This is a genomic window from Paraburkholderia flava (assembly GCF_004359985.1).
In the GTDB taxonomy this organism is placed as follows: domain Bacteria; phylum Pseudomonadota; class Gammaproteobacteria; order Burkholderiales; family Burkholderiaceae; genus Paraburkholderia; species Paraburkholderia flava.
Window position 1 is genome coordinate 200,345 of the sequence record NZ_SMRO01000004.1, and the last position, 17,260, is coordinate 217,604.

The following is a 17,260-nucleotide window of genomic DNA, read 5'->3' on the forward strand; positions in this document are numbered from 1 at the left end:
GCCGCGACACATGGGGGCGCGGCATATAGTCAGTTGGACAGACCAGAGGGTCGATGAACAGCACAACCTTGCGCCGTGCGGCCTGGCCGATCAGCTTCCTGCTGATCGTGCTCGCCTGCTGGTTCGCAGCCGACGCCGCCGCGGACCGGATGGTACAGCAAGAACTCGACACCGCCTTGCGCACGCAGCGGCAGATGTCCGCGTCCGTCGTCGACAACATGGCGGAGGTGATCGCGAGCGACCTGGCGCTGTCCCGTGCGATCCCCGCGACGATGGCCGAACTGGACGTGGTCCAGCGCACGCTCGCGCAATCGCAGGATTATGCCGCGAACGCCAGCGACACGGAACCCGCGCGCCGCGCGCAACTCTCCGGAAAACCGTCGCTCGCGTCGGTCAGTGCGTTCCTGCACGACGCGCAAGGCTACTCGGGACTCGACATCCTCTGGCTCGTCAACGCGAACGGTCTGTGCGTCGCGTCGAGCAACGCGACGACCCCCCGCTCGTTCGTCGGCATCGACATGCGTTCGCGCGCCTATCTGACGAATGCATTGCTGGGCGCTTTCACGGAGGTCTACGGCGTGGGCCGCACGAATGGCGAGCCCGGAATCTTCATCGCGGCGCCGGTCTACGACGACGGTCTGCTGGTCGGCGCGGTGGTCGCCAAGGTCGGCATCGCGCGGCTGCGCCACTGGGTCGCGCGCGCGGGCACCTTCGTCACCGACGACAACGGCGTCGTCATCATGGCGCACGACGCGTCGCTCGAAGGTCACGCGCTGCCCGGTTCGAACGTGATGCGCATGAGCGCGGCACAACGCTTCGCCATCTACCGGCGCGACGCGTTTCCCGACATCCGCATCCAGCCCGCGGAGCAATTGCGTCGCGACGCGGCGTGGGTGCCCGAGGTGCTCGCCGCGCAGCTGTTCGATACGTCGATGCGCCGGATGCCCGCGCTGTACGAAGCGCGCAGCGGCTTGAACTCGGGACTCGGCGCGCACCTGGTCGATCCGGTCGTCGCGTGGCCGGAACTGATGCGCACCCACAAGCGCGACCGTCTGCTGGTGTTCGTCACGCTGGCCGGCGCGAGCGCGCTCGCGTGCGTGATCGCGATGTCGTACCTGCGCGAGCGGCGCCATCATCGCGCGACGCGTCATCTCGCCGAGCAGTTGCAGTCGGCGAACACGCTGCTGTCCGCGGAAGCACGTCACGACGCACTGACCGGCGCGCTGTCGCGGCGCTACTTCCTGGACTTGCTACGTCATGAGATCGACGACGCGCGGCTCGCAGGCGAGCCGTTGTGCATGGCAATCGCCGACCTCGACCACTTCAAGCAGATCAACGACCGCTTCGGCCATGCGGCCGGCGACCGCGCGCTCGAGCACTTCGTCGAGACGTGCCGCAGCGAGCTGCGCGACGGCGATGCGATCGGCCGGCTGGGTGGCGAAGAGTTCGGCATTCTGCTGCCTGCGACCGCGCTTGCGGCAGGCTTCGAAACAGTCGAGCGGTTGCGCAAGCGATTGCAGGACGTGCCGTCGGCGAGCCTGCCGGCGACCGTCCGGTTGAGCGTGAGTATCGGCATCACGGAACTCGGCCCCGACGAACCGTCCGAGCGGCTGATGAGCCGCGCCGACCACGCGCTGTACGCGGCCAAGTCGCGCGGCCGCGATCGCAGCGAAGCGGTTCATCCGGGCGATGCGGCGTCGGCACCGCGCACCGCGACCTCCGCGCGCTGACGTCGCGCTCGCCCTACGCAAACCCGCGTAAAGAGCATCGAGCGAAGCAAGGTATCATCGACCTTCGAGACACTTTCATCTGAAGGTTGTCGCCGCTTATTGCTCTACCGCGCTCTACCGGGAGGTTCGCATGAAGGGGAATCTGGTCATCGTCTGCCGCGATCAGGACGCCGATGCTTTCGATCATCTGCTGGCCGAATACGGCGCGTTCCAGACACGCCTGTCGTCGACGACGTGGTATCTGAAGCTGGACGTCGCACCGGAGGTGATTCAGGAGGAGATTCTCATGCGCCTCGGCAAGTACACGACGCACTACATCTTCGAAGCGGAGACCGTGACGTGGAACACGGTGGACAGCGAAGCGGCCGCTGCGCTGAATACGCTGTTCGGCGAGTAGCGGCGAGCTAGGTGCGACGCTCAGCGTGTGTATTAAACGCAGCGCGTCGCAGATATGCCCTACCGCCCCCTGCCGCCCCCTGCCGCCCTTCACCACGCAGCCTGTGCAGCCAACGTGGCCTTCGGCATCACTTCGTCCGGAAACGTCATCAGCACGCGCAGACCGCGGCCGTCGTGATTGCCGATTTCCCATTCGCCGCCCGCGCGGCGCACCAGCCGTTCGACGATCGCAAGACCGAGACCGCTGTGTCCGTTGCCGCCGCGCGCGGGGTCGAGCCGCACGAACGGCCGGCTCGCATTGATCAGATCCTGCGCGGCAATGCCCTTGCCGTTGTCGCTGACCGACAGCGTATAGCCGTCGCCCACGCGTGCGGTCGCCACGATGATCGGCGGCGCACCGTACGCATGCGCGTTGTCGAGCAGGTTCGACAGGATGCGATCGAGCGTCGCGGCCGGTAGCCGGAAGGCCGAGCCCGCAGCCAGGTTCGTGAGTACGGCCGGCGCACCGGATGCGACCGCGCGATAGCTACGCACGATCCGCTCGCACTGCGCATCGACTTCGACCGCTTCACTGCGATCGGCACCGTCGTGCGCAAAAACCAGAAACTGCTCGACGATATGCGTCAACGAATCGACGTCGCGCACGACACCATCGCGCACCTTCGCCTCGTCCATCATCTCGGCCCGCAACCGCAGACGCGCAAGCGGCGTCTTCAGATCGTGCGCGACGCCCGCGAGCATCACCGCGCGATCGTTCTCGGTGTGCGCGATGTCCCGCACCATCTCGTTGAAACCGCGCGTGAGCTGACGCAGTTCGCGCGGCCCGCGCTCGGGCACCGGCGGCACCGGTAGCCCGCGACCGAAGCGTGCAACGGCCTGTGCCAGCGAGCGCAGCGGCTGCTGCAACTGCCACGCGGCAAAGAGCGCGGCCATCACGCCGACCGAAAAGATCACCGTGAGCCACAGCATCATCCGGTCGAGCGAGCGCGGCGGCCGCAGCGGCTGCACCGGCACGACGATCCAGTTGGGGTCGGTGAGCGCGCGCACCCACAGCACGGGCGGCTTGCCGGGCCAGCCGATGCGCACCTGAGTGGTAGACGGCACCCGGTCGCGGACGTCGTCGAGGAAACGGCGCAGCCCTGCCGGCAAGTCCGGATGCTCCGGCGGCACGTCGGCACTCGCGGGGTCGACGAGTCGCACGCGCGACGGCAAAGGCTGATCGGGGCTGTGCACGACGTGCTGACGCACGGCGTCGACGAGGAAGATCGCTTCTTCTACTGCGTAGCGGCTCTGGAACTGGTTGCGTTCCAGACGGAACATCACGTAGCCCGCGAAATGCGAGACGAGCAGCACGCCGACGACCAGCAGAGCCAGTCGTCCGAACAGCGAATCAATGGGACGGCGCATGCTGTTCGCCGTCCGGCACGAACACGTAGCCGCGCCCGCGCACGGTCTGGATGAAGCGCGGCACGGACGGGTCCGTTTCGAGAATGCGCCGCAGGCGCCAGACCTGCACGTCGATGCCGCGGTCGGTGCCGTCGTACTCGGGACCGTGCAGCAGTTCGAGCAGACGTTCGCGGGTGAGCGTGCGCATCGGGTGATTGACGAAGATTTTCAGCAGCGCGAATTCGCTGCCCGACAGCGTGAGCGGCCGGCCTTCCTGATGCAGCGTGCGCGACTGGAAGTCGAGCGTGAAGCGGCCGAACGAAAACGGCTCACGCTGTTCGGGCGCCGCCGCCGACGGCAGCGTGCGGCGACGGCGCAGCACCGCCTGCACGCGCGCGAGCAGTTCGCGTGGATTGAACGGTTTGCCGAGGTAATCGTCCGCGCCCAGTTCGAGACCGACGATACGGTCCACGTCGTCGGCACGCGCAGTCAACATAATGACCGGGATGTCGTCGCCGGCCGCGCGCAGCTTGCGCAATGCGGTCAGCCCGTCCACGCCCGGCATCATCAGGTCCAGCACGATCAGGTCGGGACGTTCGCGTTCGAGCCGCCGTTCGAGCGACCCCGCGTCGTGCAGCACCGAAACCTCGATGCCTTGACGGGCGAGATAGTCGCGCAGCAGGTCGCGCAGTTCGACGTCGTCGTCGACGACAAGAATTTGAGTAGCCATGGTGCGAAGTTTAACGCGCCAGACCAGCCGGATCGGCCCTCGCCGGTCGTCAAAGGGTTACCGGGTGTTACCGCGAAAGGCGCGAGTAATGTCGCGTAACACCGGCGATGCCCGTCGTAACACGACGCATCGCGCCCACCTCTACGCTGTGTCTTACCGGATGCGGCCACGTCGATTCACTGGTTGCCGCGTCGCCGGCCTAGTTCATCACAAGGAGCCTCTCAATGTCCAACACTATGTCCGCGAAGACTTCGCGCCTCTTTGCCGTCGCCGCGGCATCGCTTGCTCTCGTCACCGGCCTGGCCTACGCGGCCGCTCCGGCCTCCGCCCCCGATGGCGGTCCCGGCGGCTGGCACGGCGGCCACTTCATGAAGCAGATCAAGGCGCTGCACGACCAGCTGAAACTGAACACCGACCAGGAACGGCAATGGCAGGCCGCGCTCGACACGATGAAGCAGGGCCGCACGGCTGCCCGCGCGAATCACGAGCAGATGAAGCAGCAGTTCCAGACGATGCAGCAACAGCCGATCCTCGATCTGAACGCGCTGCATAGCGCGCATCAACGTATCGAGCAGCAGGATGCGCAACTGCGCGAACAGACCGCGACCGCGTGGCTGAACTTCTACAACGGCCTGAACGACCAGCAGAAGACCATCGTCAGCACCGCGCTCAAGCAGCACTTCGCGAAGATGGCGGCGCGCCACGAGAAGATGCACGAGCGCTGGGAGCAGCGTCATGATGGCGCTGCGTCGTCGGCGGCCATTGGTTTGAAGCCGTAACGCTGTGTTCGACGTGACCGGCGGCTGTCGCTGTCGCCGGGCAAGAAAAAACGCCACGGGCTTTTAAGGCCCGTGGCGTTTTGCGTCTGTCGTCGAGTAGACGGCCAGGCGCTAAAGCAGCAACCGCACGCTCACGCGAGATCGAACAGCAATACCTCGGCTGCGTCGCCGTTCTCGATCGTCACCGTATCGACGTCGGCGATCATCGCGGCGTCGCCGGCCTGCAACGCGTTGCCGTTCACCGTCACCGCGCCGCGCGCTACGTGCACGTAGGCGCGCCGCCCGGCCGGCAGCGCAAACTGCGCGCGCTCGTCGCCGTCGAACAGCCCCGCGTGAATCGACGCGTCCGAGTGAATCGTCACCGAGCCGTCGCGTCCATCCGGCGACGCAACCACGCGCAGACGACCGCGCTTGTCTGCTTCCTCGAAGCGCTTTTCCTCGTAGCCTGGCTGATCGCCCTGCCGCTTCGGCAGAATCCAGATCTGCAGCAGATGCAGCGGCGCATCCTTCGACGCGTTGAACTCGCTGTGCATCACGCCGGTTCCGGCGCTCATCCGCTGCACGTCGCCTGGGCTGATCGTCGAGCCGTTACCCATGCTGTCGCGATGCGACAGCCCGCCGTCCAGCACGTAGGTCACGATTTCCATGTCGCGGTGGCCGTGCGTGCCGAAGCCCCGGCCCGGTGCGATGCGGTCCTCGTTGATCACGCGCAGCGGTCCGTACTGCATGTGCGCGTCGTCGTAGTAATCGGCAAACGAAAAGCTGTGAAACGAGTCGAGCCAGCCGTGGTTGGCGTGGCCCCGTTCGGCCGAGCGGCGAATCCCGATCATGTCGATCTCCAGTGTCATTGCGATGGTACGAATGTATGGCCGACCTGCCCGCAGGACAATCCGCATCGCCGCACAGGATCGTTTCGGCAATCCACTCAATGCGCGTGCTCGCCGCCTGCCGGATTCCGCCGCTGCGTTGCCCGGTCCGGCTGGCGCGAGGCGCGGCTTCGGGTAAAATACCGCGCTTTTCGGGCGTACAACGGCGGCAGTGGGCCGGCGCGGGGTCGCGCGGCACTGTTTCCGGCATCCGGATCGCGGGCACACAGCGATGCCCGGCTGGATGCGCGATACATTTTTGACCGCCTAGAATAGCGACGGCCGGCTCACTGCCGGCGGTCGTCGGGATCGCCGGATCGCGACGACCGGCAATACAGGAGAAACATGAGGAAGCTCGCACTGTGCGTAGCGCTGGCCATGCTGGCCACGGGCGCTGCCGCAAAAGAATGGAAGACGGTGCGCATCGGGGTCGACGCCAGTTATCCGCCGTTCGAATCGAAGGCGCCCAGCGGCGACGTCGTCGGCTTCGACGTCGATCTCACGAAAGCGCTCTGCGCGCGGATGCAGGTCCGCTGCGTGTGGGTCGAGCAGGATCTCGACGGGATGATTCCCGCGCTGAAGGGCAAAAAATTCGATGCGATCGTGTCGTCGCTGACGGTCACCGACCGGCGCCGCGAACAGATCGACTTCTCCAGCAAGCTGTTCGACTCCCCTGCCCGCATGATCGCGCGACGCGGTTCGCCATTGCTGCCCACGCCGCAGTCGCTGCGCGGCAAGCGCATCGGCGTCGAACAGGGCTCGACGCAGGAAACCTACGCGAAAACCTGGTGGGAGCCGAAGGGCGTCATCGTCGTCACCTACCAGAACCAGGATCAGGTCTACGCGGATCTCGCCTCGGGCCGTCTCGACGCGACACTGCAGGACGAATTGCAGGCAGACGCAGGCTTTCTGAAAACGCCGCGCGGCCAAGGTTTCGCATGGGCCGGGCCGGCACTGCAGGATCCGCAAACGCTCGGCGACGGCACCGCGATCGGCCTGCGCAAACAGGACGCCGATCTGAAGGCGGCGTTCGACCACGCGCTCACCGAGATCCACCGCGACGGCACCTTCGACCAGATCGCGAAACGGTACTTCGCTTACAGCATCTATTCGAGTCACTGAAACCAGACCGGCGGCACGCGACGGTCCGCCGTCGCGGCCGCCTTGCATCACCGGCTCGGGGCAAGCCCGATGGGCGATCCGCAGCCGGCGTAATACAGTCGTAGCGCAGCAAAGAATCGAGTTGGGAATCAAGCTGGAAAAAGCGCTGCCGCGCCGGCAACGGCACAGCAGTCATGATTTGCACAGCGGTCCGCCGCGTGCGGCGCACCATCCGGAACCGGAATCGCAACCGGGACAGCCGGTGCGCCGCACGAAGCGGCCGCGTCTTTCGCGGCGCACCACGAGTGCGTCGTCGGGGACCCTCCTATGTTGCTTCAAGGCTATGGCCCGCTGATCCTGTCGGGCACCTGGCAAACCGTCAAGCTGGCGGTCCTGTCGCTCGCGTTCGCGTTTCTGCTCGGCCTGATCGGCGCGGCGGCGAAGCTGTCGAAGAACCGCGTCTCGTCCGGCCTCGGCACGCTCTACACGACGCTGATCCGCGGCGTTCCCGATCTCGTGCTGATGCTGCTGCTGTTCTACAGCATCCAGATCTGGCTCAACAATCTGACCGACCTGCTCGGCTGGGATCAGATCGACATCGATCCGTTCGTGGCCGGCGTCGCGGTACTCGGCTTCATCTACGGCGCGTACTTCACCGAGACCTTCCGCGGCGCGTTCCTCGCGGTGCCGCGCGGCCAGCTCGAAGCGGGTGTCGCGTACGGGATGAGCGGCTGGCAGGTGTTCTCGCGAATCATGTTCCCGCAGATGATGCGCTTCGCGCTGCCCGGTATCGGCAACAACTGGCAGGTGATGGTCAAGGCCACCGCGCTCGTGTCGATCATCGGCCTCGCCGACGTCGTGAAGGCATCGCAGGATGCCGGCAAGGGCACGTTGCGGTTCTTCTTCTTCACGCTGCTCGCCGGCGCGGTCTATCTCGCGATCACCGCTGTATCCAACCTGGTGCTGATGTACCTCGAAAAGCGCTACTCCACCGGCGTGCGCAAGGCGGACCTATGACCGAGCTGTTTCAGGAATACTGGCGCAACTATCTGTACACCGACGGCTATCGCTTCACCGGCGTCGCGATCACGTTGTGGCTGCTTGCCGTGTCGATCGGACTCGGCTTCTGTCTGTCGGTGCCACTCGCGGTGGCCCGCGTGTCGAAGAAGAAATGGCTGTCGACGCTCGTCTGGCTCTATACGTATGTGTTCCGCGGCACGCCGCTCTATGTGCAGCTGCTGCTGTGCTACACCGGGCTCTACAGTCTCGAGATCATCCGCAATCACGAACTGACCAACGCGTTCTTCCGCGACGGCATGCACTGCACGCTGCTCGCGTTCACGCTGAACACCTGCGCGTACACGACCGAGATCTTCGCGGGCGCGATCAAGGCGACTGCCTACGGCGAGATCGAGGCGGCGCGCGCATACGGGATGTCGTCGTTCACGCTGTATCGCCGGATCATCCTGCCGTCCGCGCTGCGCCGTGCGCTGCCGCTCTACAGCAACGAAGTGATCCTGATGCTGCACGCGACGACGGTCGCCTTCACCGCGACGGTCCCCGACATCCTGAAGATCGCGCGCGACGTGAACTCCGCGACGTATCAGTCGTTCGGCGCGTTCGGCATCGCCGCTTTGCTGTACCTCGCCATTTCGTTCACGCTGGTGGCCCTGTTCCGCCGCGCCGAACGCCGCTGGCTCGCCTACCTGCGACCGCAGGGCAAATAAGCCAGTCAAGGAACCAGATGAATACCCAGACGCAAAAGCTTTTCGTCGACAACCTGCACAAACAGTACGGCGACAACGAAGTTCTCAAGGGCGTATCGCTGCGCGCGAATCGCGGCGACGTGATCAGCGTGATCGGCTCGTCGGGCTCGGGCAAGAGCACGATGCTCCGCTGCATCAACTTTCTCGAGCAGCCGAACGCGGGCCACATCTTCGTCGACGGCGAAGAAGTGCGCACCGCGAAAGATCGCCAGGGCGCGTTGCGCGTCGCCGATCACAAGCAGTTGCAGCGCGTGCGCACCAAACTCGCGATGGTCTTCCAGCACTTCAACCTGTGGGCGCACATGACGGTGCTGGAAAACGTCGTCGAAGCGCCGCTGCATGTGCTCGGCCTGTCGCGCAAGGAAGCCGAAGACCGCGCGCGCATGTATCTCGAGAAGGTCGGGCTGGCGCCACGCGTCGAGAAGCAGTATCCGTCGCATCTGTCGGGCGGCCAGCAGCAGCGCGTCGCGATCGCACGCGCGCTGGCGATGCATCCGGACGTGATGCTGTTCGACGAACCCACGTCCGCGCTCGACCCCGAACTCGTCGGCGAAGTGCTGAAGGTGATGCAGACGCTCGCCGAGGAAGGCCGCACGATGATCGTCGTCACGCACGAAATGGCATTCGCACGCAACGTGTCGAATCACGTGATGTTCCTGCATCAGGGACGCGTCGAAGAGGAAGGTGCGCCGGACGACGTGTTCGGCCAGCCGAAGAGCGAACGTCTGCGACAGTTTCTGGCGGGTAGTCTGAAATGACCTGAACCGGGACCGCGAACGGGCTTCACCCCGGATGTAGTCAAAGTAGTTTTACAAGGCGCCTACGGCGCCTTTTTATTTGGCCTCGCGGATGCACGTTTCGCGCCTCCAGATCCCACAAAGTGCACCAAAACCACCATTTCAAGGCTTACTCCCGACGATTTTCAGCGTCAATAGTGGCAATCCTTAAGATTGCCTGCCCGAATCCGTGTTTCCCTTACCCCATAAGGCTTTGAAGGGTGTAAAGCGGGTTTGTTTAGTATCGTTGTGCACGACAGTATTGCAATTTGGCGACAACTGTTCGTAGGGGCAGCAATTTCTTCGCCCACGGGAGGCTATTTTTGCTAAATTAGTAACCAAAGTAGCAAAACAAAGTTGATTAAAAGTAGTTTCACTTCAAAGCACACAGGAGATACCGGTCGCGAGGGATCGGCAGACGAGTAGACAGCCGCCACGGCTGCCCGTCACGAGACCATGCCCGCGCCCCGCCCGCGAATCTCCCCAAAACAAATTCTGCCCGGCGTTTTACCGCGTCCGGGCACTGTTGCAGTACTGGGTTTACTTTCTGACAGGGTATGGAGGAGAAGATGAAGAAAGCTTTGCTCGCGGCTTCGCTGCTGTCGATCGGCGTAGCGGCACATGCACAGAGCAGTGTGACGCTGTACGGGCGCCTCGATGCTGGGCTCGAATACATGACTGGCGTCCCGACGGGCGTTGGTGCGAACGGCCAGGCAACCGGCAGCTCGCATCGCTTCAAGGCCGAGAGCGGCGACTGGGGCACGAGCCTGTGGGGTTTGAAGGGCGCTGAAGACATCGGTGGCGGTACGAAGATCGTGTTCCAGTTGGAAGGCAGCTTCAACACGATGAACGGCACGGGTCCGGGTAACAACGGTCTCTTCAATCGGTGGGCGACGATCGGTGCATCGAACAATGCATACGGTACCCTGCTGTTGGGCCGCGAACTCTTCATCTCGAACGGCGTGTGGGACTTCGATCCGTTCGGTCAATCGAACTGGTCGTCGGCATCGCTGGTCCGTGGTCGTAACTGGCCGCAATCGAGCAACAACATTTCGTACCAGTCGCCGAAGATCGCCGGCTTCGACTTCTACGGCCAGTACGCGCTGTCGAACGCAACGAGCTGGAATGCCAACCCGGCTCCGGGTGGGCAAGGCCGCGAAGGTGGTGCACAGATCACCTACACGTCGTCGCTGTTCCAGGTCCGCGGTATGTATGACGAAATCCGCAACCCGGCCAACGGTCAGTTCACCGATCCGTTCACGGCTTCGCGTGAATACACGGCAGCAGTCAACGTGTTCCTCGGCCAGTTCAAGATCCAGGGCGCGTATCAGGCGATCCGCACGTCAGGCGGCACGGCAACGGCCGGCCAGGCACCGACGGCGCTCGATCACGAATGGGGCGGTGTGACGTGGCAAGCCACGCCGGCAGCCGCGCTGATCGCGGCGGTCTACCACGTGAACGCGAACAAGGGTCAAGGCAACGCAACGATCTACACGATCGGCGGCAGCTACAACCTGTCGAAGCGCACGCTGCTCGACATCCAGATCGCTTCGGTCCGGAACAGCAAGACGGCTAACTTTGGCCTGAACGCGAACAACGAAGGCGACACCGCTGCAACCGACAACCCGCTCGTCGGCCACAGCCAGTCGGGCGTGTACGCCGGTATCCAGCACTCGTTCTAATCGAACGTAGCTGACAGAACAGAAGCAAGAGACGTTTTCACGCTGCTGCGAGAGGCGCGTATCGGTGCGATATCTGCAAGGGTATCGCACCGTTTTTTATTGCCCGCGCAGTACATGATGCTGCGCGATGCCGGCACACATCAAACGTAAATCACACCGACGCCGTCTCGCAATACAACAACCGCTACGACCGCACGACGTCGACCAAACTCAAACCGCCGCTTCGTTCTCTTCGCCGGTACGAATGCGGATCACCCGCTCGACTTCCGCGACGAAGATCTTGCCGTCGCCGATCTTGCCGGTGCGCGCCGCACCGATGATCGCGTCGATCACCTGATCGCACTGATCGTTCGCGACCACCACTTCGATCTTCACCTTCGGCAGAAAATCGACGACGTATTCCGCGCCGCGATACAGCTCGGTATGACCTTTCTGGCGACCAAAGCCCTTGACCTCGGTCACGGTCAAACCCGTGAGACCCACTTCGGCCAGCGCTTCACGCACTTCGTCGAGCTTGAACGGTTTGATGACTGCGGTGATGCGTTTCATGGCGTCCCTCTTTCGGTCTACGGTGCAAAAACTGGCTGGAACAACACAGCGGATGCTGCCGATTCTACGCTGCGCTTAATCGGCTGCACTTCGTCGGCGCACGCCGCGTCATTCGACGGGTTCGGTATAACGCGACGTAATCGGATAACGCCAGTCGCGCCCAAACGCGCGATGCGTGACGCGAATACCGATCGGCGCCTGACGTCGCTTGTATTCGTTGATCTTGATGAGTCGCGTCACGCGCTGCACGTCGGCGGCGGCAAAACCGGCCGCGACGATTTCCGCAAGCGAGCGATCCTCTTCCATGTACATGCGCATGATCGCGTCGAGCACTTCGTACGGCGGGAGACTGTCCTGATCGGTCTGGTTCTCGCGCAGTTCGGCCGACGGCGCGCGCGTCAGAATCCGCTCCGGAATCACGTCGCGCTTCGCGAACGTCGTCGCTTCGTTGCGATAGCGGCACAGCCGGTACACGAGCGTCTTCGCGATGTCCTTGATCACCGCGAAACCGCCGGCCATGTCACCGTACAGCGTGCAGTAGCCGACCGCCATTTCGCTCTTGTTGCCGGTCGTCAGCACGATCGAGCCGAACTTGTTGGATAGCGCCATCAGCAGCGTGCCGCGCACGCGCGCCTGGATGTTCTCTTCGGTTGCGTCTTCCGCGCGGCCCGCGAATTCGTCGGCGAGCGACGCGCGGAACGCGTCGAACATCGGCGCGATCGCGATCTCGTCGTAACGCACGCCGACACGTCGTGCCATTTCGGCGGCATCGCTGGTGGAAATATCCGCGGTGTAGCGCGACGGCATCATCACCGCGCGCACGCGATCCGCACCGAGCGCATCGCACGCGACCGCAAGCACCAGCGCCGAATCGACGCCGCCCGACAAGCCGATCAGCACCCCCGGAAAACCGTTCTTGCCGATGTAGTCGCGCACGCCGACGACGAGCGCCGCGTACACCTGCGCTTCGACGGACTGCTCGGGCGCGATCGTCATACGCACCGGCTCCGCACCGTCGAACTCGACGATCGCGTGCCCTTCCTCGAACTGCGCCATCTTCGCGACGACTTCGCCGTGCGCGTCGAGCACGAACGAGCCGCCGTCGAACACCAGTTCGTCCTGGCCGCCGACCATGTTCACGTAGACCATCGGCAAACCGGTCTCGCGAATCCGCGCGCGCAGGATGTCGATGCGCACCGCTTCCTTGTTCACGTGATATGGCGAGCCGTTCGGAATCAGCAGCACCTGCGCGCCGGCCGCCTTCGCGAGCTGCGCCGCCGATGCATGCCAGACGTCTTCGCAGATCACGACGCCATACTTCACGCCGTCGAGTTCGAACACGAACGGCTTCGGACTCGACGCAAAGTAACGCTTCTCGTCGAATACTTCGGTGTTCGGCAGATCCTGCTTGCGATACGTGCCCACCACCTCGCCGTCGACGATCAGCGACGCCGCGTTGAACGTGTCGACCGGCGGCAGACCGCGCTCGATCGGCGCGTTTGCATTACCATGGCCGAGCCCTGCATCGCGATGCGGATGTCCGACTAGCACATGCAGGCCCGCGAACGGCCGTAGCTGTTGCGCGAGATCGGCGAGCGCCGCGGCACTCGCCGCGTAGAACGCGGGACGCAGCAGCAGGTCTTCGGGGGGATAGCCGGATAGTGCGAGTTCCGGCGCGATCAGCAGCTTCGCACCATCGTTGTGCGCAGCGCGTGCTGCGTCGACGATCTTCGCGACGTTGCCGGCGAAGTCGCCGACAGTGACATTGAGTTGGGCAAGAGCGATTCGGGTCTTCATGGCGGGATAGTGGCAAGCCCCGCGGCTTGCCGGCTGCGGCGGCTTCAGTGGCTCGGCAAGACGGACTGAAAACGGATCGAACACCGGAATAACGAACGGCGCGTGTCGTGTTGACGCGCGCCGGACATCGGGACATTCACACAGATTGACTCAGGAACGTTTTGATTATCGCACGGGCATTCTGGCCTCGCCGCTCGAGATCGACGCAGCCGAATGGAACGCCCTCCTCGCCGCCCAGGCGCAACCCACGCCGTTTCTGCGCCACGAATTTCTGGGCGCGCTGCACACCACGCAATGCGCGGTCGCGGAAGCCGGCTGGGCCCCGCAGTTCGTCACGCTGACCGATCCGCGCACGGAGCGCCTCGTCGCAGCCGCGCCGGTCTACGCGAAGGGACACTCGTACGGCGAATACGTGTTCGACTGGGCGTGGGCCGACGCGTATAAACGCAACGGGCTCGAGTACTACCCGAAGCTGCTGTGCGCGGTGCCGTTCACGCCGGTGCAGGGCACGCGCCTCCTCGCCGCGAATGAGCACGCGCGCCGCCATCTCGCCGCGACGCTCGTCGCGTTCGCGGAACAGGCCGACGTGTCGTCGCTGCACGTGCTGTTCCCCACCGCCGACGAAGCCGACGTGCTCGCCGACCTCGGCATGATGCGTCGCGAGGGCGTGCAGTTTCACTGGCTCAACGACGGCTATCGCGACTTCGACGATTTCCTGTCGACGCTCGAACAGAAGAAGCGCAAGAACATCCGCGCGGAGCGCCGCAAGGTGCATGAAGCTGGCATCTCGATGCGCCGCGTGCGCGGCCCGGATATCGACGACGCCGACTGGCGCTTCTTCAGCAAGTGCTACCGGCAGACGTATCGCGAGCACTTTTCGAGTCCGTATCTGAACCTCGACTTCTTCCGCACGATCGGCGCGGCGATGCCGGAGAACCTGATGCTCGTCGTCGCCGAATTCGAAGGCAAGCCGATCGCGAGTTCGCTCGTCGTGTACCAGCGCGATGAAGCAGGTGGCGGAACGCTATATGGTCGCTACTGGGGTGCGCTCGAACACGTGCCGTGCCTGCATTTCGAAACTGCGTATTACCAGCCGCTCGAATTCTGCATCGAAGAAAAACTCTCGACGTTCGAAGGCGGCGCGCAGGGCGAACACAAGATGGCGCGGGGCTTTCTGCCGACTGTCACGCATTCGGCGCACTGGCTCGCGCATCCCGCGTTCGCGGATGCGGTCGCGCATTTTCTCGACAGCGAGAAGACCAACATTCACGCATACGTCGACGAGCTGCGCGAGCACAACCCGTTCCGTAGCTAGAAGCAAACGTACGGCGTGCCCGGCTCGCGGCAGCGCGCGCCGATGAGCGATATGATGAAACGGACCACGGAGCCGTGTCCGCTGTTAATCACCCCACCCATCGACTCGCTCCGTTCCCCTGACCACGACGCCCTGCCCTCCGGCAGGCCCCGTCTTTCATGCAAAGGAGCACACATGGAATATCGCCTGCTAGGACAAAGCGGTTTCAAGGTTCCGGTACTCAGCCTCGGCACGGGCACCTTCGGCGGCGGCAACGATTTCTTCAAGGCGTGGGGATCGACCGATGCGGACGGCGCACGCAAGCTCGTCGACATCGCGCTCGACGCGGGCGTGTCGATGTTCGACAGCGCCGACATCTATTCGGACGGTCTCGCGGAAACCATCCTCGGCAAGGCGATCTCGGGTCGCCGCTCGCAGGTCATCGTCTCGACGAAGGGCACGTTCCGTCTCGGCGATGGCGCGAACGACGTCGGCTCGACGCGGCATCACCTCACAGAAGCGATCAACAACAGCCTGAAGCGGCTCGGCACCGACTACATCGACGTCTACCAGCTGCACGGCTTCGATGCGCTGACGCGCGTCGAAGAAACGATGCGCACGCTCGACGATTTCGTGCGCGCGGGCAAGATCCGCGTCGTCGGCTGCTCGAATTTTTCCGGCTGGCACCTGATGAAATCGCTGTCCGCGTCGGACCGCGAAGGGCTCGTGCGGCATTCGGCGAACCAGGCGTACTACTCGCTGATCGGCCGCGATTTCGAACATGAACTGATGCCGCTCGGACTCGACCAGGGCGTGTCGACGATCGTCTGGAGTCCGCTCGGCTGGGGCCGTCTGACGGGCAAGATCCGGCGCGGTGTGGCGTTGCACGCGAACAGCCGTCTGCACAAGACATCGGACGCGGGCCCGCCGGTCGACGACGAATACCTGTTCCGCGTCATCGACGCACTCGACGAGATCGCGCAGGAAACCGGCAAGAGCATTCCGCAGATCTCGCTGAACTGGCTGCTGCAACGGCCGACGGTCGCGAACGTGATCGTCGGTGCACGCGACGAGGCGCAGTTCCGCGAAAATCTCGGCAGCATCGGCTGGTCGCTGACCGCGGAACAGAACGCGAAACTCGACGCAGCGACCCGGCTGCCGCTGCCGTACCCGTACTGGCATCAACGCGGATTCGAAGAGCGTAATCCGTCGCCGGTGTGAGGTTGCGTTAGTACTAACGTTAGCGTTGGAAAAGCCCGGCGCACGCGATGTCTGTGCTGCGCCGGTTTTGTGCGACACTCTGCGCGACGCCGTATTCCCGACATCCTTCGCCGCTCCGCTCATCTCATGCCGTGGTTCCTGTACCTGATCGAATGCGAGGACGGCAGCATCTACACCGGCATCGCAGTCGACGTCGAAGCGCGCTTCGACAAGCACGTCAACGGCACGGGCGCGCGCTACACGCGCTCGCGCAAACCGGTGCGCGTGCTCGCGTCGTTCGGGCTCGCGGACCGCGCGAGCGCATCGCGTGCGGAGTACTGGGTGAAGCGGTTGAGCGCTACCGAGAAACGTGCGCTTGCGGCGGGCAAGCGTTCGCTTGAATCGGTGCTGCCGATGCCAGTGCCCATACCGACCGACGAAACGCAGGCCAAGGACACAGCTTGATCTACCGGTAACGCGCGCTGCGCCCGGGCTCCACGAACAGACACGCAGATAAAAAAACCGCGCAGCCCTTCACGGGTCTGCGCGGTTTTTCTTTTGCAGCGAGCAGCGAGACTAGCTCGCCCCTGCTTACTTCTTGTAGTTCGCGACGCCTTCGGTAATTTCCTTGTGCGCAGCAGCCTGGTCGGCCCAGCCTTCGACCTTCACCCACTTGCCCTTTTCGAGCGCCTTGTACTGTTCGAAGAAGTGCTTGATCTGGTCTTTCAGGTATTGCGGCACGTCGTCGATCGACTTCAGGCCGGCCGTCATCGGGCAGATCTTGTCGTGCGGCACGGCGACCAGCTTCGCATCGACGCCGGATTCGTCGGTCATCTGCAGCATGCCGAGCGCGCGGGCGCGGACCACCGAGCCTGCGAGCAGCGGGAACGGCGTGATGACGAGTACGTCGACCGGGTCGCCGTCACCCGACAGCGTCTGCGGAATGAAGCCGTAGTTCGCCGGATAGCGCATGCCGGTGCTGATGAAGCGATCGACGACCAGCAGGCCGAGATCCTTGTCGGCCTCGTACTTGACCGGGTCGCTTTGCGCCGGAATTTCGATGATGACGTTGAAATCGTGCGGCAGGTCCTTGCCTGCGGGAACGTGATTGAAGCTCATGGGCGCTCTCTGGTCAGGATGAAATCGGGCGCGCGTGGCGTGGCGCGCGAATAACGGCGCGGCGCCACGGACGGCGGGTGCGGAACGCG

The 17,260-nt window shown here is 64.1% G+C and carries 17 protein-coding genes; 11 read left to right on the forward strand and 6 right to left on the reverse strand.

Translation table 11 applies throughout. From position 1 onward, the window contains the following. Positions 1 to 53 precede the first annotated feature (53 nt). Positions 54 to 1,730, forward strand: a complete 1,677-nt coding sequence (locus E1748_RS28940; protein WP_133650736.1) for a sensor domain-containing diguanylate cyclase — start codon at positions 54 to 56, stop codon at positions 1,728 to 1,730. 130 nt (positions 1,731 to 1,860) lie between these two features. Next, positions 1,861 to 2,127: a double-stranded DNA-specific endonuclease gene (locus E1748_RS28945; protein ID WP_133650737.1), complete on the forward strand. Its 267-nt coding sequence runs from the start codon at positions 1,861 to 1,863 to the stop codon at positions 2,125 to 2,127. Between the two features lie 89 nt (positions 2,128 to 2,216). Here the strand turns inward: E1748_RS28945 and E1748_RS28950 are convergent, their stop codons facing one another. Together E1748_RS28950 and E1748_RS28955 are read right to left on the reverse strand one after the other, a co-directional pair. Then, a complete protein-coding gene (locus E1748_RS28950) occupies positions 2,217 to 3,533 on the reverse strand; it encodes an ATP-binding protein (RefSeq protein ID WP_133650738.1) in 1,317 nt (438 codons plus the stop codon). Then, positions 3,517 to 4,242 carry a response regulator gene (locus tag E1748_RS28955; protein WP_133650739.1) on the reverse strand — a complete coding sequence of 242 codons (726 nt, stop codon included), beginning with the start codon at positions 4,240 to 4,242 and terminating at the stop codon, positions 3,517 to 3,519. Before E1748_RS28955 ends, E1748_RS28950 begins: the two co-directional genes overlap by 17 nt. 236 nt (positions 4,243 to 4,478) lie before the next feature. Here E1748_RS28955 and E1748_RS28960 point away from each other — a divergent pair, with 236 nt between their 5' ends. After that, complete coding sequence (locus tag E1748_RS28960) at positions 4,479 to 5,021, forward strand: periplasmic heavy metal sensor (RefSeq protein ID WP_133651004.1); 543 nt, start codon at positions 4,479 to 4,481, stop codon at positions 5,019 to 5,021. Between the two features lie 131 nt (positions 5,022 to 5,152). On the opposite strand, the gene E1748_RS28965 is transcribed toward E1748_RS28960, so the two are convergent. Next, positions 5,153 to 5,851: a pirin family protein gene (locus tag E1748_RS28965; protein ID WP_133650740.1), complete on the reverse strand. Its 699-nt coding sequence runs from the start codon at positions 5,849 to 5,851 to the stop codon at positions 5,153 to 5,155. 381 nt (positions 5,852 to 6,232) lie between these two features. On the opposite strand from E1748_RS28965, the gene E1748_RS28970 reads away from it, so the two are divergent. The 5 genes from E1748_RS28970 to E1748_RS28990 all read left to right on the forward strand — a co-directional run bounded on the left by E1748_RS28970 (position 6,233) and on the right by E1748_RS28990 (position 11,212). Continuing rightward, positions 6,233 to 7,009, forward strand: coding sequence for an ABC transporter substrate-binding protein (locus E1748_RS28970; RefSeq protein WP_133650741.1), 777 nt, complete (start codon positions 6,233 to 6,235; stop codon positions 7,007 to 7,009). Between the two features lie 306 nt (positions 7,010 to 7,315). After that, complete coding sequence (locus tag E1748_RS28975) at positions 7,316 to 8,005, forward strand: ABC transporter permease (protein WP_133650742.1); 690 nt, start codon at positions 7,316 to 7,318, stop codon at positions 8,003 to 8,005. Further along, entirely contained in the window at positions 8,002 to 8,715 is a 714-nt protein-coding gene (locus E1748_RS28980) for an ABC transporter permease (protein ID WP_133650743.1), read from the forward strand. Before E1748_RS28975 ends, E1748_RS28980 begins: the two co-directional genes overlap by 4 nt. A 17-nt stretch (positions 8,716 to 8,732) precedes the next feature. Continuing rightward, the gene (locus E1748_RS28985; RefSeq protein WP_133650744.1) at positions 8,733 to 9,512 is read left to right on the forward strand and encodes an ABC transporter ATP-binding protein; all 780 of its coding nucleotides are present in this window, start codon (positions 8,733 to 8,735) and stop codon (positions 9,510 to 9,512) included. Between the two features lie 587 nt (positions 9,513 to 10,099). After that, positions 10,100 to 11,212, forward strand: coding sequence for a porin (locus E1748_RS28990; RefSeq protein WP_133650745.1), 1,113 nt, complete (start codon positions 10,100 to 10,102; stop codon positions 11,210 to 11,212). A gap of 210 nt (positions 11,213 to 11,422) precedes the next feature. Here E1748_RS28990 and glnK read toward each other — a convergent pair whose 3' ends face one another. Together glnK and E1748_RS29000 are read right to left on the reverse strand one after the other, a co-directional pair. Then, the gene (gene glnK, locus E1748_RS28995) at positions 11,423 to 11,761 is read right to left on the reverse strand and encodes a P-II family nitrogen regulator (RefSeq protein WP_074265470.1); all 339 of its coding nucleotides are present in this window, start codon (positions 11,759 to 11,761) and stop codon (positions 11,423 to 11,425) included. A gap of 108 nt (positions 11,762 to 11,869) precedes the next feature. Further along, entirely contained in the window at positions 11,870 to 13,558 is a 1,689-nt protein-coding gene (locus E1748_RS29000; RefSeq protein WP_133650746.1) for an NAD+ synthase, read from the reverse strand. Positions 13,559 to 13,703: 145 nt separating this feature from the next. Between E1748_RS29000 and E1748_RS29005 the strand changes: the two genes are divergently transcribed. The 3 genes from E1748_RS29005 to E1748_RS29015 all read left to right on the forward strand — a co-directional run bounded on the left by E1748_RS29005 (position 13,704) and on the right by E1748_RS29015 (position 16,517). Continuing rightward, positions 13,704 to 14,873 (forward strand): GNAT family N-acetyltransferase, encoded by a 1,170-nt coding sequence (locus E1748_RS29005; protein ID WP_133650747.1) that lies wholly within the window; start codon positions 13,704 to 13,706, stop codon positions 14,871 to 14,873. A 174-nt stretch (positions 14,874 to 15,047) separates the two neighbouring features. Next, on the forward strand, positions 15,048 to 16,073 hold the full coding sequence (locus E1748_RS29010) for an aldo/keto reductase (RefSeq protein WP_133650748.1): 1,026 nt from the start codon (positions 15,048 to 15,050) through the stop codon (positions 16,071 to 16,073). Between the two features lie 126 nt (positions 16,074 to 16,199). Continuing rightward, positions 16,200 to 16,517 (forward strand): GIY-YIG nuclease family protein, encoded by a 318-nt coding sequence (locus tag E1748_RS29015; protein WP_133650749.1) that lies wholly within the window; start codon positions 16,200 to 16,202, stop codon positions 16,515 to 16,517. A 126-nt stretch (positions 16,518 to 16,643) separates the two neighbouring features. On the opposite strand, the gene ppa is transcribed toward E1748_RS29015, so the two are convergent. After that, complete coding sequence (ppa, locus tag E1748_RS29020; protein ID WP_133650750.1) at positions 16,644 to 17,171, reverse strand: inorganic diphosphatase; 528 nt, start codon at positions 17,169 to 17,171, stop codon at positions 16,644 to 16,646. Positions 17,172 to 17,260 lie beyond the last annotated feature (89 nt).

What these genes read in the sequence shown, in the direction of transcription:
- E1748_RS28980 (WP_133650743.1), top strand. Translation starts at nt 8,002, where the DNA reads ATGACCGAGCTGTTTCAGGAATACTGGCGCAACTATCTGTACACCGAC.
- glnK (WP_074265470.1), bottom strand. Translation starts at nt 11,761, where the DNA reads ATGAAACGCATCACCGCAGTCATCAAACCGTTCAAGCTCGACGAAGTG.
- E1748_RS28940 (WP_133650736.1), top strand. Translation starts at nt 54, where the DNA reads ATGAACAGCACAACCTTGCGCCGTGCGGCCTGGCCGATCAGCTTCCTG.
- E1748_RS29015 (WP_133650749.1), top strand. Translation starts at nt 16,200, where the DNA reads ATGCCGTGGTTCCTGTACCTGATCGAATGCGAGGACGGCAGCATCTAC.
- E1748_RS28990 (WP_133650745.1), top strand. Translation starts at nt 10,100, where the DNA reads ATGAAGAAAGCTTTGCTCGCGGCTTCGCTGCTGTCGATCGGCGTAGCG.
- E1748_RS28985 (WP_133650744.1), top strand. Translation starts at nt 8,733, where the DNA reads ATGAATACCCAGACGCAAAAGCTTTTCGTCGACAACCTGCACAAACAG.
- E1748_RS29010 (WP_133650748.1), top strand. Translation starts at nt 15,048, where the DNA reads ATGGAATATCGCCTGCTAGGACAAAGCGGTTTCAAGGTTCCGGTACTC.
- E1748_RS29000 (WP_133650746.1), bottom strand. Translation starts at nt 13,558, where the DNA reads ATGAAGACCCGAATCGCTCTTGCCCAACTCAATGTCACTGTCGGCGAC.
- E1748_RS28965 (WP_133650740.1), bottom strand. Translation starts at nt 5,851, where the DNA reads ATGATCGGGATTCGCCGCTCGGCCGAACGGGGCCACGCCAACCACGGC.
- E1748_RS28970 (WP_133650741.1), top strand. Translation starts at nt 6,233, where the DNA reads ATGAGGAAGCTCGCACTGTGCGTAGCGCTGGCCATGCTGGCCACGGGC.
- E1748_RS28960 (WP_133651004.1), top strand. Translation starts at nt 4,479, where the DNA reads ATGTCCGCGAAGACTTCGCGCCTCTTTGCCGTCGCCGCGGCATCGCTT.
- E1748_RS28955 (WP_133650739.1), bottom strand. Translation starts at nt 4,242, where the DNA reads ATGGCTACTCAAATTCTTGTCGTCGACGACGACGTCGAACTGCGCGAC.
- E1748_RS28945 (WP_133650737.1), top strand. Translation starts at nt 1,861, where the DNA reads ATGAAGGGGAATCTGGTCATCGTCTGCCGCGATCAGGACGCCGATGCT.
- E1748_RS28975 (WP_133650742.1), top strand. Translation starts at nt 7,316, where the DNA reads ATGTTGCTTCAAGGCTATGGCCCGCTGATCCTGTCGGGCACCTGGCAA.
- ppa (WP_133650750.1), bottom strand. Translation starts at nt 17,171, where the DNA reads ATGAGCTTCAATCACGTTCCCGCAGGCAAGGACCTGCCGCACGATTTC.
- E1748_RS28950 (WP_133650738.1), bottom strand. Translation starts at nt 3,533, where the DNA reads ATGCGCCGTCCCATTGATTCGCTGTTCGGACGACTGGCTCTGCTGGTC.